Here is a 14,798-nt window from a genome sequence, read left to right on the forward strand (position 1 = left end):
CGGATATGGCACGGCTGCAACTCAACAAGTCTTCGCTCGCGCGCGAGACAGCCAACCTGAAGAGCTATAAGCGATTCCTGCCGTCGCTCGATCTCAAACGCCAGCAGTTGATGACAGAGCGGGCCAAGGCGGCCCGTGCCCTCGCGGAATTGCGGACCGCCATTGACGAATTGCGCAGTCGGGTGGGAGAGCAGCTACCGATGCTGGCCAACCGCGACATGAACCTCGACGACCTTGCCGAGGTCAAGGACGTGGCGATGACGACCGAGAACGTTGTCGGCACCAGGCTGCCGGCGGTCGAGCGGGTCGAAATCGCCCTTCGACGCTACGCTTTGCTCGCCAGACCGCACTGGGTTGATGCCGTCGTCGAACGCCTGCGTGAAGTGCTGGAACTGCGTGTCCGGGAGCAGGTGGCCGTCCGGCGACTGGCCCTTCTCGAGGCGGCCGTCGACACCATCACCCAGCGGGTGAACTTGTTCGACAAAGTCCTGATTCCGGCGACGGAGCGCAATATCAAGCGGATACGAATCTATCTGTCGGATGAGGAGATGGCGGCCGTCGTTCGGTCCAAGATATCCAAGCGTAAACATGCGGCGGCGCGGGCGTTATGAGCATCGCTCCCCTCAAGCGCGTGACGCTGTGCGGTCTTGTCGGCCAAAAGCATGACGTTCTCGAAGGCCTGCAGCGGCTCGGCTGCATGCATCTGGTGCCTTTGCGTCCGCCGCCGGCGGAGATCGAAGACGTCGCTCTGCCGTACGCCGCATCAGCCTACAGGGCCCTGCGCTTCCTCACCGATGTCAAGGACAAGCGTCGGCAGGTCCGGCACGACACGGGGTTCGATGTCGAAGCCTTTGTGCAGGAGGTCACCGACCTCAGGCGGAGGCTGCGCGACGTCACCGATCGCCGGGATTTTCTGGCCTATCGCATCAGGGAAGTGGAGCCTTGGGGCGATATCGTCTTCCCGCCACGCAGTACGCTGGCCGGATATCGCATCTGGTTCTACGTGTTGCCGCTTCGCGATATCAAAGCGCTGAACGCCGTCGCTCTTCCCTGGCAAATCATTCGCAAGGACAATCGCTTCGCTCACCTGGTGGTTATCGCCGATGAGGAGCCGCCCAGCGACCTCCTGCCGGTTCCGCGCGTCCATATGGGCGCGTTGTCGCTGAGCGACCTCAAAGCCCAACTCGAAGCCGTCGAGGTTGAGCTGGAGGACCTGACCGCCACGCGCCAGGCGCTGACCCGCTACATCTATATGCTCAGCCGCCACCTCGCCGAAGCCGAAAACGTGGCTCAGCTGTCCTACGCGGAGCAGCAGACGCGCGATGACGATCAGATCGTCGCCGTCCAAGGCTGGGCGCCGGAGAGTGCCATTCCCGACATCGAGGTTTTCGCCGACGATGCCGAGCTCGCCTGTCTGGTCGAGGATCCCGCGCCGGAGGACGAGCCGCCAACACTGATCGATCAACCGGACAACATGGAGGCTGGTGTCGACCTGACCCTTTTCTACCAGGTTCCCAGCTACCGGAGCTGGGACCCGACGGTGGTCCTGGTCCTCTCCTTCAGCCTGTTCTTTGCGATGATCCTCGCCGATGCCGGTTATGGCCTGGTGCTTTTCGTCGGTCTGCTGGTGTTCTGGCGGCGTCTCGGCCGCAGCGAAAAAAGCATCTCGTACCGGCGTTTTGCACTCCTGCTCACCACCTGCACGATCGTCTACGGCGTGTTGGTCGGCAGCTACTTTGGCATGAACCCGCGGGAGGGCTCACTGCTCGGCGATCTTCAGATTCTCGACGTGCGCAACTTCGACGCCATGATGCAGTTGTCGATCGTTGTTGGTGTCATCCACATTGGGTTCGCCAACGCCATGGTGGCTTACGTCAACCGAACCCGGCTGGTGGCACTCTCCAGTCTGGGCTGGATCGCTGCCATCGTCGGTGGACTGCTGATCTGGCTCGGGGCCGGATCAGACTGGCAAACGGTCGGCTTCGTCCTTTTGACGATCGGCGCCGCGATGATCCTGCTTTTCACCAGCGATCGGCCAATCCGCAAGGCGACCGACTACCTGTGGCGACTGGCCGATGGCGTTCGTCGTCTGTTTTCTGCCATGTCCGCCTTCGGCGATGTCCTCAGCTACATGCGGCTGTTTGCGCTCGGCCTGGCCAGCGCCTCCCTGGCGACGACGTTCAATGACCTGGCGCGCGAAGCACACGCATCGATTCCCGGCCTCGGACTTTTGGCGGCCGTTCTGATCATCGTGGTTGGCCATGGGCTCAATCTCGGCCTGGCTCTGATGAGCGGCGTCGTCCATGGGCTGAGACTGAACTTCATCGAGTTCTACAATTGGGGTCTTCCCGAAGAGGGCAAACCCTTTCGCAAGTTTGCCCGCAAGGAGGTGCAGCCGTGAACGAACTGGTCCTGGCGCTCGGATGGGTTGGCATCTATTCGCCGATGGCTTTGGGCGCCGTTGCAAGTGCGATCGGCTCCGGTATCGCCGGCCAGGCGAGCATCGGTGCGATGGTCGAAACCGAGGGCGGGTATGGGCGTTACGTCGGCATCTCGGCATTCCCGTCGACCTTCGTCATCTACGGCATCGTGGTCATGTTTACGCTGAACCGTGAGGTGACCCCGGAGAACGCCGGCGGGCTCTTCGGCGTCGGCTTCCTGGCAGGCATTGCCTTTCTTTATTGCGGCATCTGGCAGGGCAGGGCGTGCGCCTCGGCGATCAACGCCTCCAAGGAGAAGCCCGAGATCTTTGGGCTGTCGCTGGCGCCGGCAGCGATCATTGAAGGCTTCGCGGTTTTTGCCTTTGTCTTTGCCCTAGTCGTCAGCGCCGGCATTGCCGGAGGCGCGTGATGGCAAAGCAGGATGTCAACCAGGAGCCGATGTCGCGTGGCGTCGATGCTCTGATCGAACGCTTGCGGGACGAGGGTGTTTCCGCCGGGCGTGCCGAGGCGGATCAGATTCTTGCCGATGCTCGCGCCGAAGCACAGCGGGTCATGGACAAGGCCAACAATGATGCGATCGAGCGCCTCGAAGAGGCCCGCCGCGACTCTGATGCCTACCGGTCGGCGGGCGAAGAAGCCCTCAAGACCGCGATGCGCGATGCGGTTCTGGACCTCAAGCAGCGGTTGATGGAACGGTTCAGCATCGACGTCAAGCGCCTGGTGGCGCGGCAGCTAAGCGATCCGGAGGTGCTCAGGCAGATTGTTCTCGAAATCTGTGGCCGTGCGAGCGCCGACGCCGGCGTTGGCGCCGACGACGAAGTCGAGTTCCTCCTCCCTCCCAATGTCGCCGGCCTCGAGGACCTGCGCCGCGATCCCGAAGAACTGCTAAAGGGCAAGTTGACCGAACTCGTCCTCGGGCTCACCGGTGAAGCCCTACGTTCAGGCATCACGTTCGGGACCACGGCCGATCTCGCGGGCGGGATCCGGGTCCGTGTCAAGGACAAGGATATTGTCCTCGATCTCACCGACGAGGCGGTCGCCGGGCTGCTATTGCAGCACCTGCAGCCCCGGTTCCGAGCGATCCTCGATGGAATCGTCAGGTAATCCGGCAAGCATCTCATGAGTGATCCTGACGCCTATGTCATGCTGATTTCCAGCTTCCCAAGCTCGGAGAAGCTGTTCCTGGCCAAGCGGCCGCCGCTTTCCCGCCTAAAGCTTCGCCAACGCTTGCGCACTCTGCCGCCAGAGCACGCCGCGACGCTCCAACTGGTCGACGACGCACTCAACTGGGGTCGGTTGCCGATAACCGCCTCCGATGCCGACGTCATCGCGCGCGGCCGCGCAGCCCTCTCCCAGATCAAAAGTGAGACGCTGCGGGCCATCGTTCTTGAGAGGCTGGAACTCCGCACCGCGGTGTCGGCACTTCGTCGACGGGCGCATGGTGAAGGGCCGCCGGCCGACGGTGCTCCGTGGGGTTTCGGCCGCTGGGTTGGCCACATTGTTCGCAACTGGTCCGAGCCGGGTTTTGGTCTGGATCGGGTCTTTCCCTGGTTACGGGAGGCCGATGGCCTTCTGCGGGCCGACGATCCGGTCGGCCTCGAGCGTCTGATCCTGGATCAGGCCCAAAGGCTCTTGCAGCGGCATGCCGCCTTTCACACCTTCGATTTCGAAGCGGTGGTTATCTACGTGCTCAAATGGAACATCTTCGATCGCTGGGCGCGCGCCAACGGTACGGCGGCTATCGCTCGCTTTGATGACATGACCGCGGCGGGACTGGGCGCCTTCGCCGAATTGTCCTTTGAGGAGAGCGCCTGATGGGCAAATCGCCAACGGCCGGAAAGTCGGCGCAAGCCGCCAGGTCGCAACGCACATCGGCGGACCCGGCCCACGGCCCCGACAGGCGGAACGAGCCTTCGGTTTCGGCACGCGTGGTCGCCGTGCAGGAGTCGTTGGTCGAGATCGAGGCAACGAAAAACGCAAACGGTGAGCGCGAGCCGCTGGTCAAGAACGAGCTGGTTTACATTCTGCCCGCCGACCGCAATGCGCGGGGCGAGCAGGAGCGACTGAAAGCCGAAGTCCTGCGGGTCCACGGGGCCACCGCCGACGCTCAAGTCTATGAAAGCACCGACGGCGTGGCGATCGGTGATGCCGTCGAACAGAGCGAGGAAATGCTGTCGGTTGAGCTTGGCCCGGGGCTCCTTGGTCAGGTCTATGACGGGCTGCAGGCCCCGCTGCCCGACGTGGCGAAGCACTATGGCGTGTTCCTGCCCCGTGGAGCCAGTGTCCCACCGCTTGACGCGAACAAGAAGTGGTCGTTTGTGCCGACGGTCAGGATTGGCGCCAATGTGGTCGCTGGCGACACCCTCGGCACGGTGCAGGAAGGCCGCTTCACCCACAAGATCATGGTGCCGTTCGGCTGGCTTGGCGACCTCAAAGTGTCGTGGATCCAGGAAGGCAACTTCGATATCCGCGCGGTTGTGGCCCGCGTCGAGGACGAGTCAGGTCAGGAACGATCGGTACGGCTTTCGCAACGATGGTCCGTGCGTGTCCCTCTCAGCGCCAGCCTGCTGAAACGAAGCCTGTCCAAGCGGCTTTACCCCAACGAGCCGGTGGTCACGACCCAGCGGCTGATCGACAGCTTCTTTCCCATCGCCCGCGGCGGGACGGCGTGTATTCCCGGGCCGTTCGGCGCCGGCAAGACCGTGCTGCAGGGGTTGATCGCCCGGCATGCATCCGTTGACGTAGTGATCGTCGTTGCGTGCGGCGAGCGAGCCGGCGAAGTCGTCGAGACCATCAACGAATTTCCCCGGATGAACGATCCGGTGTCCGGCGGGACATTGATGGATCGCACCATCATCGTCTGCAACACGTCGTCGATGCCGGTCGCCGCGCGCGAGGCGTCCATCTACACCGGGATCACCCTCGGCGAGTATTACCGGCAGATGGGTCGCGACGTGCTGCTCATCGCCGACTCGACGTCACGCTGGGCTCAGGCGATGCGCGAAACCTCGGGACGCCTGGAGGAGATTCCGGGCGAGGAGGGTTTCCCCGCCTATCTCGAATCCTCGATCAAGAGCGTCTACGAGCGGGCCGGTCTGGTCGAAACCAACGACGGGTCGGTCGGCAGCCTGACGATGATCGGCACCGTTTCGCCGGCCGGCGGGAATTTTGACGAACCGGTCACCCAGTCGACCCTGTCCACCGTCAAGTGCTTCCTCGGCTTGTCCGCCGACCGCGCCTACAAACGATTCTATCCGGCGGTTGATCCGCTGATGTCGTGGTCGCGCTACCTGGAGCATCTGGCGCCGTGGTTCGACGAAAACATGGAGGCGGGCTGGACGTCGCGCGTTGCGGAAATGCAGGACCTCCTGCGGCGCGGCGATGCGGTGCTGCAGATGATGCAGGTGACCGGCGAGGAGGGGGTGACGACCGACGACTTCGTCACCCAGCAGAAGGCCCTGTTCCTCGACATGGTGTATCTGCAGCAGGACGCCTTCGACCCGGTCGATGCCTCGGCCTCGCTGGAGCGGCAGAAGCTGGCCTTTGGCAAGGTCTATGGTCTGGTCACCCGTAGCTATAACTTCAGCGACAAGGCGGAGGCGCGGGACTTCTTCACCCGGCTCACCGGCTTGTTCAAGAACTTCAACTACGCCGCCAAGGACTCGCCAGACTATGACGATCTGCTGCGGCAGATCGGCGACCTGGCCGATCAGGCGCCGTAGGCAGGGTAGGGTAGCCAGAGAGCGCGGCGGCGACGTTTTGAGAACTGAAAACCCGCGTGTCGGTGGTTCGATTCCGCCCCTGGCACTATCGCCGTTCGTTGTGCTGAACATGGGCTTCTGAAACGCCCTTTTTCCAGCCCTGCCGCCATCGCGTCAGAACGTCCGGGTCGCCCGCATCTCGGCAAGGCGGCGCTTCATCACCGCGATCCGTTTCTGATGGTCGCCACCGCGCCGCATCGCCACGCAAGTGGAGAGGACGTCGACCACCACCAACGCCGCGATCCGCGAGATGGTCGGGGTGTAGAGGTTGGTGTTGTCCAGCGTTTCGACCACCAGCGGCACGTCACAGTAATCGAGCAGCGACGTTTCGGCGCCGACGATGCCGATGACGGTGGCGCCGTTTTCGCGGGCCAGCCGCGCGACTTCGATCACCGATCGGGTCATGCCGGTGTTGGAGATGACGACCGCGACCTGGCCCGGCTGCATCATCGAGGCGGCCATGATTTGCTGATGCGAGTCGGCCTGGGCGCCGCACGGAACGCCGAACAGCGGGAATCTTTGCTGGGCGTCGTGGGAGACCACGCCCGAGGAGCCGAGGCCGAAAAACTCGATCGCAGTGGCATTGGTCAGAACCTCGACCGCCTCCGCCAGATGGTTGCGATCGATGTGCCGGCGCGCCCAGTCGAGGCTGGTGAGGGTGTAGTCGAAGATCTTGCCGAGGACGTCGTCGACCGTGTCGCTGTCGAGGATGACCGAGTGCGTGGCGGGGGTGCCCAGAGCGAGCGCCTGGGCCAGACGGAGCTTCAAGTCCTGGAAGCCGCTGCAGCCGACAGCGGCGGCGAAGCGGATCACGGTCGGCTGGCTGACTTCGGCAAGAGCGGCGGTCTCGGCGACGGTCGCGTTCATGAAGCGCTGCGGATCGGCGAGCATCACCTCGGCCACCTTGCGGTCGGATTTGCGCAGCAGGGGCAGCATCTTGCGGACCACCTCGAGGATGTTGCCGGTGGTCTTGCCGGTACTGTTTGTCGCCAGGGTGTCGGTCATTGGACGTGAACCTCGTTCCCGTTCATGTGGCGTCGCCATGGGGCCGCCGACGCCCATCCGAGCGTGTCCCGGAGGCGCGGCGGGCCGCGGTCATAGCACCCCTTGCGTCCTGCCCAAACAGCTGCGCCCGAATCGACGGTGACCGGTCGGAGCATGGACGTTGCTCCGCCGGGTCTTCAAGCACCCCGGCGTGGTGGGCGTTTACGGTCGCAACGCCGCGAGCAGGCTGTCGACCGCCATGCGGGTCGTCCGCTCCACGCTCTCCCTCGTCAGGGCGCCGATGTGGCTTGTCGCAACCACCTTTGGATGGCGGGCCAGCGTCAGATCGACGGGCGGCTCCGGGTCGAAGACATCGGTGGCGTAGGCCGCGAGGCGGCCGGAGTCCAGCGCGGCAAGCACGGCGGCCTCATCGACCAGACCTGCCCGGGCGGTGTTCACCAGCACGGCGTCATCGGGCATCGACGCGAGCACCTCGCGGGTGACCACCGCCGCGCCATCGTCTGGCAGAGGACAATGCAGGCTCCCGATGGTGCAGCGGGCAAACAGTTCCGCCACGCTGGTGTAGGTCAGCCGACCGTCCCGCAGGACAACCTCAGGCGTCGCCGGATCAGACCCGATGACCGTCGCACCGAGATCGGCGGCCATGCGGGCGACCGAGGAACCGATGGCCCCACATCCAACGACGCCGACAACTGAATCGGCGATCTCGCGGCCGAGGAGCCTTGGCCACTCGCCCGCCTTGATCCCCGCGTCGGCGCGAGTGATGTGGCGGAGCGATGTGAGCATCAGGGCGATGGTGAGCTCCGCCACGCCGCGGGCATTGGCACCCTGCGCAATCGTCAACGCGATCCCGCGCTGACGCAGGAGATCGAGCGGCAGATTGTCGATGCCGGTTCCGTTGCGGGCAATGACCTCGAGGCGATCAGCGGCATCGATAACCGCGGGAGAGACCGGCTCGATTCCCGCCAGCCAGCCGACGCAGCCGGGGATCAGCGTCAGCAACTCTCGTTCGGACGGCAGTTTCCCAGCCGTTGAATAAATCACCTCGAATCCCGCGTCGCTCAGGCGCTCGACCAGAGGATGACGGACCGGTGTCAACGACCGCGGCGTGACGAGGATCCTGTCGGTCATGACGCCGGTCGCCGGGTGGCGGCGGCGATCTCGGAGAGTGCATCGAAACCCGGCCCGGTCGCCGGGATCGCGATGTCGAACACCTCGGCGATGACCTGGGTCCAGCCGTGGAGGAAATAGACCCAGCCGTCCTCGACGTGGATGCCGCGCGTCTGCTGCTGGCGGCGGGCCTGATCGAGAAAGACGAGATCGCCGCGGTAGTTGAGGTCCCACGCCAGCGCGCGTTCAGGAAACTGTGCGGCGTCGCCGAGCGGCGATCCCGGCGCGTCCTTGCCCAGTCCGGTCGCGTTGATCACCAACGAGCCGGGCTTGAGGTCGGCGAGCACCGCATCGTTGTCGCCGGCCTTCTCGGCGAGCACGTAGCTGACCGGCACCGCGCTGTCGATTTCAGTGTGAATGGTGCGGAGACGGTCGAGCCGGTCCGGGCTGCGGTTGGAGACGATGATGCGCGCCGGGACATTGTCACCATTTTCCTTACGCATCAGGTTCCAAGTGATGGCGATCGCCGATCCGCCGGCGCCCATGCAGAAGACATCGGCGCCGGTCCTGGCGAAGTGTCCCTGGGGCACGAACGCTTCGAGCGACAGCCGGGACGCGATAGGGTCCTTGGCGTGGCAGATGAGGCGGCCGTCCCGCTTGGACAGACAGCTGGTTTCGCCCATCAGCCGTGCATGGGATCCGATTTCGTCGAACAGGTCGTGACACGCCTCGAAGAGATCGATCTTGTGGGTGGTGACCAAGGCCCCCAGCGACAGCGGATCGGAGCGAATGAACGCCACTGCCCGGCGGTAGGCCTCCGGGTCGTCGTGGACGACGAAGTCCATGCCCTTGATCGCCGCATCGGAGATATTCAGGTGCTCGGCCCAGCGAGGGAACACCTTCATGATCGAGCTTTTCGCGGTGGAAACCCCGATGAAATAGAGGGTTCGACGCTCGGCGGGGACGAAAGTCGTCACGACGCTGTCGGTCCCGCGCTTGGGAGGTTGCGCCGGGCGAGCTCGGCCGCGCCGCGCGGTCGATAGGTCTCGTTGTCAACCAGAGTCCAACCGTCGGCGGTGTCAGCCGCGACCACCCGGTGGCGCATGCCGCCCGAGCCGGCGATGATCTCGTAGTCCTGCCCGGCATCGGCGGGGAAGCAAAACAGCATCACCAGATCCTCGTCCCCCACATTGATGGAGCGATGGATCCAGAAGGGCGGCACGTAGCAGACCGTGCCGGGCCTGATCTCCACCGTGCGGGTTTCGCCGGCCGGCGACTCCATCAGCATCACGCCGTGCCCCTTCTGGCCGTAGTACACCTCGGAGCGATTGGCGTTGGCGTGAATATGGCCGCGGGTCAAGAAGAACTCGTCGCCGACGCGCCCCGGGACCATGCGGGTCACTCCGAAGATGAGGTCGCCGCTGTCGGTCGACGGTCGGCAGTCGGTGACTTCGTAGACCTCCCGGTCGCGATCGGACTGGATCAGGGCGCTGAAAGCGGCGCCATCGGCATACAGTCCCTCAAGGTCGCGCAGCCGCTTGACGTAGCGCGATCCTCCTCCTTCCAAGACCCCGATATCGGCATCGACGACACACGCTTTCGGCTCGCGCAAGGACACGGCACGTTCCAATTTTGTAATTTCACTACCAATATGTTGAACGAACGCGTCTGAAATTGCAACAGAGAGTCGATATAGTGCGATTTAGAGGACATTATCGCAATTGACACCACATGTATACGTAGTTAAGTTACAGAAAAGCCACTATGACGACCGGAACGGCATCGGGGAGACCGTGCGTCCGAATGGCTGCAATGACCACCCGGTTCGCGCGTACCCACCGGTGGATCAACTACGATAGGGAGGAACACCATGACCCGCAGGAAAATAGGTCTGCTCGCCACGGCAGGAATCTGTGCCCTGGGCACGATCGCTTCGGCACAAGCCGAGGATGCCGTCGACGTAACGATCGGCTGGGTGCCGCCGGATGTGACCGGCGTGTTCGCCACCGCGACCAGCTTTTTCGAAGCGTCGGCCGCCGAAGCGAACAAGAACGGGTTCAACGTCGAAGTCATCACCCGCTCGCCGGCGACGCATACGGCGTTTGCCGACCAGGTCGGCATCGTCGAGGACCTGATCAGCCGGCAGGTCGACGTCATCGCCATCTCGCCAACCGAAGTCGAGATCGTTCGCCCGGCGCTGAGGCAAGCCGCCGAGCGCGGCATTCCGGTCATCGTCGTCAATCTGCTGGAGCCAATCCCGGATGTCGATGTCGTGTCCTATATCGGTTTCGACAACGTGCAGGGCGCCAAGGTGACCGCCTATGCGATCCTCGACTATTTCGGCGGTCCGGGGGTTCTCGGCGAGGGCGAGAAAGTCGACATCGAGGACGGCCAGTTCCTCGACCTTGCTTTCTGGGAAGACCTTTACGGCGGTCTTACCGACGAACAGAAGGCAAAAATCTCCGCCACCGGTGCGATTATCGAGGGCATCGCCGGCGGGTTCTTCTCCACCGCCCGCCTTAATGGCTTCAATGAAGTCATGGCCGATTATCCCAACATCAACATCGTCGGCGCCACCTGCGCGGCGGACTGGAACCGCGAGTTGGGCACCAAGTGCACCGAGGACTTCATGCAGTCGAACCCGGAGGGTCTAGACTTCATCTGGGCTGCGTCCAACGAGATGGGTCTCGGCGCGATGCTGGCGTTGCAGGCGGCGGATCGGCTGGAGACTGCGGAGAATGGTCCATCGCTCGGCAACACCAACGTCGCTGTTTTCACTAACGACGTGACGCCTGAGTCGGTCGAGCGCATCGCCGAGGGGCGGCTCATCGCCGAGACGACGCACGGCTTCGCCGACTGGGGATGGTACGGCACCGCGTTCGGCGTGCAGACCGCGTGCGGGCTGGACATCCCGGCCACTTTCGATATCCGGCCGCGGATCGCCTATGCCGACAATGCCCGGGAATTCTATCCCGACCCGGCGCTGCCCGAGATCGACTGGGCCACGATCCGAGCCGACTGCCAGATGGCTCAATAACGGCGCGACGTGAGGCCGCCGCTCGACATCCGCGGCGGCCTTGCCACACTGAGCGCCTGATTGTCGGATCCGACTGCATCCCAATGGGTTTCCAGGACAAATCGGTGATCGTTACCGGCGGCTCCCTCGGCATCGGAGCCGCCGCTGCGCATCAGTTCGCGAAACGTGGAGCCTGGGTGACGGTCGGCTGCCGCAACCCTGGTGCCGCCGAACCGCTCCGCGATCACGTGACGGCGGCTGGCGGAGCGTTGCACATCGTCCAATGTGACGTCGCCAACGAAGCGGACGTCGAGCGACTGGTCGATACGGCGGTCGACTCGTTCGGCCGGCTCGATGTTCTGGTCAACAACGCCGGCGTTCATAGGCTCGGCGATGCTGAAGGCACGTCGCTGGCCGACTGGGATCGCGTTCAGGCGGTCAACCTGACCGGCGCCTTCCTCGGCATCAAGTACGCGGTTCCGCACCTTGAAAAGACCGGCGGCGCCGTCGTCAACGTCTCGTCCGAAGCCGGATTGGTCGGGATACCCAATCAGGTCGCCTACAACGTTTCGAAGGCCGGGATGATCGCCTTGACCCGTAGTTGCGCCGTCGACTTCGCGGCGCGTGGCGTTCGGGTCAACTGTGTCTGTCCGGGGACGACGGCCACCCCGCTGGTCGACGCCGCGCTCGCCACGGCCCCCGATCCGCAGGCGCGGCGACGGGAGCTGGAGTCCTGCCGTCCGCTCGACCGCCTCGGCACTTCGGACGAAATCGCGTCGGCGATCCTCTACTTCGCGAGCGACGAGGCCGCCTACGCCACTGGCGCGGTCCTCAGCGTCGACGGCGGCTACACCGCGCAATGACGGGCACCGCCGCAGCCCCGCTCCTGAAACTCGACTCCATCGTCAAGAGCTTTCCGGGCGTCAAGGCGCTGCGCGATATCAGCTTCACCCTCAACCCAGGCGAAGTGCACGTCCTGCTCGGCGAGAACGGGGCAGGAAAGTCGACACTCGTCAAGATTCTCTCCGGCATCTACCAGCCGGACAGCGGCACGATCACCATCGGCGACACGACGGTGCCCGGCCTGACGCCGGAGACGGCGCATGAACTCGGAATCGGCCACGTCCATCAGGAATTGTGCCTGGTCCCGGCGCTCAGCGTGTCGGAAAACCTGTTCCTCAACGCCATGCCGAAGACGCCGCTTGGCAGGATCGATTGGCGCGAAGCCAATCGCCGAGCCGCGGAGAGCCTCGAAGCGCTCGGTGTGGTCATCGATCCCTCCCGTGCGGTTCGCGACCTCGAAGTCGCCGAACAGCAGCTGGTCGAGATCGCGCGCGTCCTCAATGGCGAGCCATCGATCCTGCTCCTGGATGAGCCGACATCCGCCCTGTCTGACTCTGAGAAGCACCGACTGTTCGAGGTCGTGCGCACGCTGCGCCAACGCGGCGTCGGCATCGTCTACATCTCCCACCATCTGAGCGAAGTGCAGGAGATCGGCGATCGCGTGACCGTTCTGCGCGACGGTCAGGTCGTCGACACGATCCCGGCCAGCGCAGCCGATCGATCCACCATCGTTCGCATGATGGTGGGGCACGACCTGTCGGACCAGTTTCCGAAATCGACGACCCAGCACGGGCAGCCATCGCTAGAGGTCAACGGGCTCACCGCGGAACCGCGCCTGCACGACATATCGTTCAGCCTCCATAAGGGCGAGATCCTCGGTGTCTACGGTCTGATGGGCGCCGGTCAGGCGGATCTCGCCCGCGTCCTGTTCGGGCTTAGCGCCACCGACTCCGGGGTTGTCGCAATCGACGGTAAGCCGGTGACGATCGCCAGCCCGGCGGACGCGATCGCTTTGGGCATGGGGTTGATCTCCCGAGACCGGCGCCAGAGCCTCGTTCCGTTGTTCGCGGTCGGGCCCAACATATCGTTGGCCTGGCTTGCTACCCGACCGGTCTGGTCCGTACTGGAAGGCAAGCGCGAGCGCAGCGAGGCCCTTCGCTACATCACCGATCTCAGCATCGAGCCGCCGTTGCCGACGCGCGAGGTGATGTACTTCAGCGGCGGGAACCAGCAGAAGATCGTGCTGGCACGCTGGATGTCGAGCCAATCGGGTATTCTGATCTTCGACGAGCCGACGCGCGGCATCGATGTCGGCGCAAAGGCGGATGTCTTCGCCCTGATGACCAGGCTCGCGGAAGAGGGCGCGGCGATCCTGATGATCTCGTCGGAGCCCGCCGAACTCGAGGGCATGGCGGACCGCGTGCTCATCATGCGGGCGGGACGGATCGTTGCCGCGCTGACCGACGACGAGATCAGCCAGGAGGCCCTGTTGCGCCTTGCCAGCTGACGACACAGGAAAATCGCCGACAATGACCGATCGACCGACAGAGGATGCTGCCACGCCGGACGGGGAGCGTCGGTTCGAAGCGACGGCAAGTCGGGGCGATCTCGTTCGCCAAATCCTGCTGCGCGGCGGTCCGCTGATCGCGCTTGCCGTACTGGTGGCGGCCTTGTCGCTGGTGAGCCCGTTCTTCCTGACGGTCGACAACATCTTCAACATCCTCAGGCAATCCGCCTTTGTCGCGATGCTGGCGATTGGCCAGACCTTCGTCATTCTGACCGGAGGTATCGACTTGTCGGTCGCGGCGATCGCGGCCCTGGCGGCCTGCGTTGCCGCTGTGTTGATGACCCAGCCGGGCGAGGTTTTCGGTATCGCCTACGGCCCGTTCAATCCGGTTCTGGCTATCGTGATCGGACTGGCGGTCGGCGTGATCGCCGGGGCGTTCAACGGCTTGATCATCGCCCGGTTCGGCATCCCCGATTTCATTGCCACGCTCGGTGCGATGACGCTCCTGCGCGGTCTCGCACTCCTGACCACCGGCGGTTTTCCGATCCCCTCGTTCCGGGCCGAAGGGGGCTTATCCTCGCTTCCCGATTTCCTGATCTGGATCGGTACCGGCAGCGTGCTCGGCTTCCCGGTATCGGCGCTGATCGCCCTGATCATGGCGGCGGTCGCCTGGTGGGTGCTGCGCTACACTAGCTTTGGCCGTAGCGTCTATGCAGTCGGCGGCAATCGCGAAGCCGCCCGCATCTCCGGCATCAGTATCGGGCGGGTCAAGATCATGGTCTATGCGATTTCCGGGCTGTGCGCCGGCATCGCCGGGCTGATCATGACCGGCCGGTTGAGTTCGGCGAACGCGCTGCTCGGCGAAGGCGGCGAGCTGCAGTCGATCGCCTCTGTGGTGATCGGCGGCACCAACTTGTTCGGTGGCGAGGGCGGCGTGTTGGGTTCGGTGATCGGCGCGCTGATCATCGGTGTCCTGAACAACGGTCTTAACCTGCTCGACGTCAGTCCGTTCTGGCAGCGGGTCGTTCAGGGCGTGGTGATCATCCTGGTGGTGGTCCTCGACCAATGGCGCCGCAATCGGATGAAGACGCGCTAACGCTCGCGAAGGGAACACC

14 protein-coding genes are annotated in these 14,798 nt (G+C 64.2%); 10 read left to right on the plus strand and 4 right to left on the minus strand.

From position 1 onward, the window contains the following. Window positions 1-5 precede the first annotated feature (5 nt). The 6 genes from ACO076_RS07620 to ACO076_RS07645 are packed head-to-tail and all read left to right on the plus strand — an operon-like array spanning window position 6 to window position 6,163. Window positions 6-611: a V-type ATP synthase subunit D gene (locus ACO076_RS07620; protein ID WP_421726121.1), complete on the plus strand. Its 606-nt coding sequence runs from the start codon at window positions 6-8 to the stop codon at window positions 609-611. After that, complete coding sequence (locus ACO076_RS07625; RefSeq protein ID WP_421726122.1) at window positions 608-2,401, plus strand: V-type ATP synthase subunit I; 1,794 nt, start codon at window positions 608-610, stop codon at window positions 2,399-2,401. The genes ACO076_RS07620 and ACO076_RS07625 overlap by 4 nt, the downstream gene beginning before the upstream one ends. Continuing rightward, window positions 2,398-2,850, plus strand: coding sequence for an ATP synthase subunit C (locus tag ACO076_RS07630; protein WP_421726123.1), 453 nt, complete (start codon window positions 2,398-2,400; stop codon window positions 2,848-2,850). Before ACO076_RS07625 ends, ACO076_RS07630 begins: the two co-directional genes overlap by 4 nt. Then, window positions 2,850-3,545: a hypothetical protein gene (locus ACO076_RS07635; RefSeq protein ID WP_421726124.1), complete on the plus strand. Its 696-nt coding sequence runs from the start codon at window positions 2,850-2,852 to the stop codon at window positions 3,543-3,545. Before ACO076_RS07630 ends, ACO076_RS07635 begins: the two co-directional genes overlap by 1 nt. A gap of 15 nt (window positions 3,546-3,560) precedes the next feature. Then, on the plus strand, window positions 3,561-4,256 hold the full coding sequence (locus tag ACO076_RS07640) for a hypothetical protein (RefSeq protein WP_421726125.1): 696 nt from the start codon (window positions 3,561-3,563) through the stop codon (window positions 4,254-4,256). Beyond that, complete coding sequence (locus ACO076_RS07645; protein WP_421726126.1) at window positions 4,256-6,163, plus strand: V-type ATP synthase subunit A; 1,908 nt, start codon at window positions 4,256-4,258, stop codon at window positions 6,161-6,163. Before ACO076_RS07640 ends, ACO076_RS07645 begins: the two co-directional genes overlap by 1 nt. A gap of 153 nt (window positions 6,164-6,316) precedes the next feature. Here the strand turns inward: ACO076_RS07645 and ACO076_RS07650 are convergent, their stop codons facing one another. The 4 genes from ACO076_RS07650 to ACO076_RS07665 all read right to left on the minus strand — a co-directional run bounded on the left by ACO076_RS07650 (window position 6,317) and on the right by ACO076_RS07665 (window position 9,935). Next, the gene (locus ACO076_RS07650) at window positions 6,317-7,207 is read right to left on the minus strand and encodes an SIS domain-containing protein (RefSeq protein ID WP_421726127.1); all 891 of its coding nucleotides are present in this window, start codon (window positions 7,205-7,207) and stop codon (window positions 6,317-6,319) included. 201 nt (window positions 7,208-7,408) lie between these two features. Further along, window positions 7,409-8,338 carry a phosphoglycerate dehydrogenase gene (locus ACO076_RS07655; protein WP_421726128.1) on the minus strand — a complete coding sequence of 310 codons (930 nt, stop codon included), beginning with the start codon at window positions 8,336-8,338 and terminating at the stop codon, window positions 7,409-7,411. Further along, on the minus strand, window positions 8,335-9,294 hold the full coding sequence (locus ACO076_RS07660; RefSeq protein ID WP_421726129.1) for a shikimate dehydrogenase family protein: 960 nt from the start codon (window positions 9,292-9,294) through the stop codon (window positions 8,335-8,337). Before ACO076_RS07660 ends, ACO076_RS07655 begins: the two co-directional genes overlap by 4 nt. Then, window positions 9,291-9,935, minus strand: coding sequence for a glucose-6-phosphate isomerase (locus ACO076_RS07665; RefSeq protein ID WP_421726693.1), 645 nt, complete (start codon window positions 9,933-9,935; stop codon window positions 9,291-9,293). Before ACO076_RS07665 ends, ACO076_RS07660 begins: the two co-directional genes overlap by 4 nt. A gap of 252 nt (window positions 9,936-10,187) precedes the next feature. Here ACO076_RS07665 and ACO076_RS07670 point away from each other — a divergent pair, with 252 nt between their 5' ends. From ACO076_RS07670 to ACO076_RS07685, 4 genes are all read left to right on the plus strand, one after another. Next, window positions 10,188-11,354, plus strand: a complete 1,167-nt coding sequence (locus ACO076_RS07670) for a sugar ABC transporter substrate-binding protein (RefSeq protein WP_421726130.1) — start codon at window positions 10,188-10,190, stop codon at window positions 11,352-11,354. An 83-nt stretch (window positions 11,355-11,437) separates the two neighbouring features. Beyond that, entirely contained in the window at window positions 11,438-12,196 is a 759-nt protein-coding gene (locus tag ACO076_RS07675) for an SDR family NAD(P)-dependent oxidoreductase (RefSeq protein WP_421726131.1), read from the plus strand. After that, window positions 12,193-13,683, plus strand: a complete 1,491-nt coding sequence (locus ACO076_RS07680; RefSeq protein WP_421726132.1) for a sugar ABC transporter ATP-binding protein — start codon at window positions 12,193-12,195, stop codon at window positions 13,681-13,683. Before ACO076_RS07675 ends, ACO076_RS07680 begins: the two co-directional genes overlap by 4 nt. Window positions 13,684-13,705: 22 nt before the next feature. Then, window positions 13,706-14,779, plus strand: coding sequence for an ABC transporter permease (locus ACO076_RS07685; protein ID WP_421726133.1), 1,074 nt, complete (start codon window positions 13,706-13,708; stop codon window positions 14,777-14,779). The last annotated feature ends 19 nt before the right edge of the window (window positions 14,780-14,798 follow it).

Source organism: Bauldia sp. (assembly GCF_965232525.1).
Lineage (GTDB): Bacteria > Pseudomonadota > Alphaproteobacteria > Rhizobiales > Kaistiaceae > Bauldia.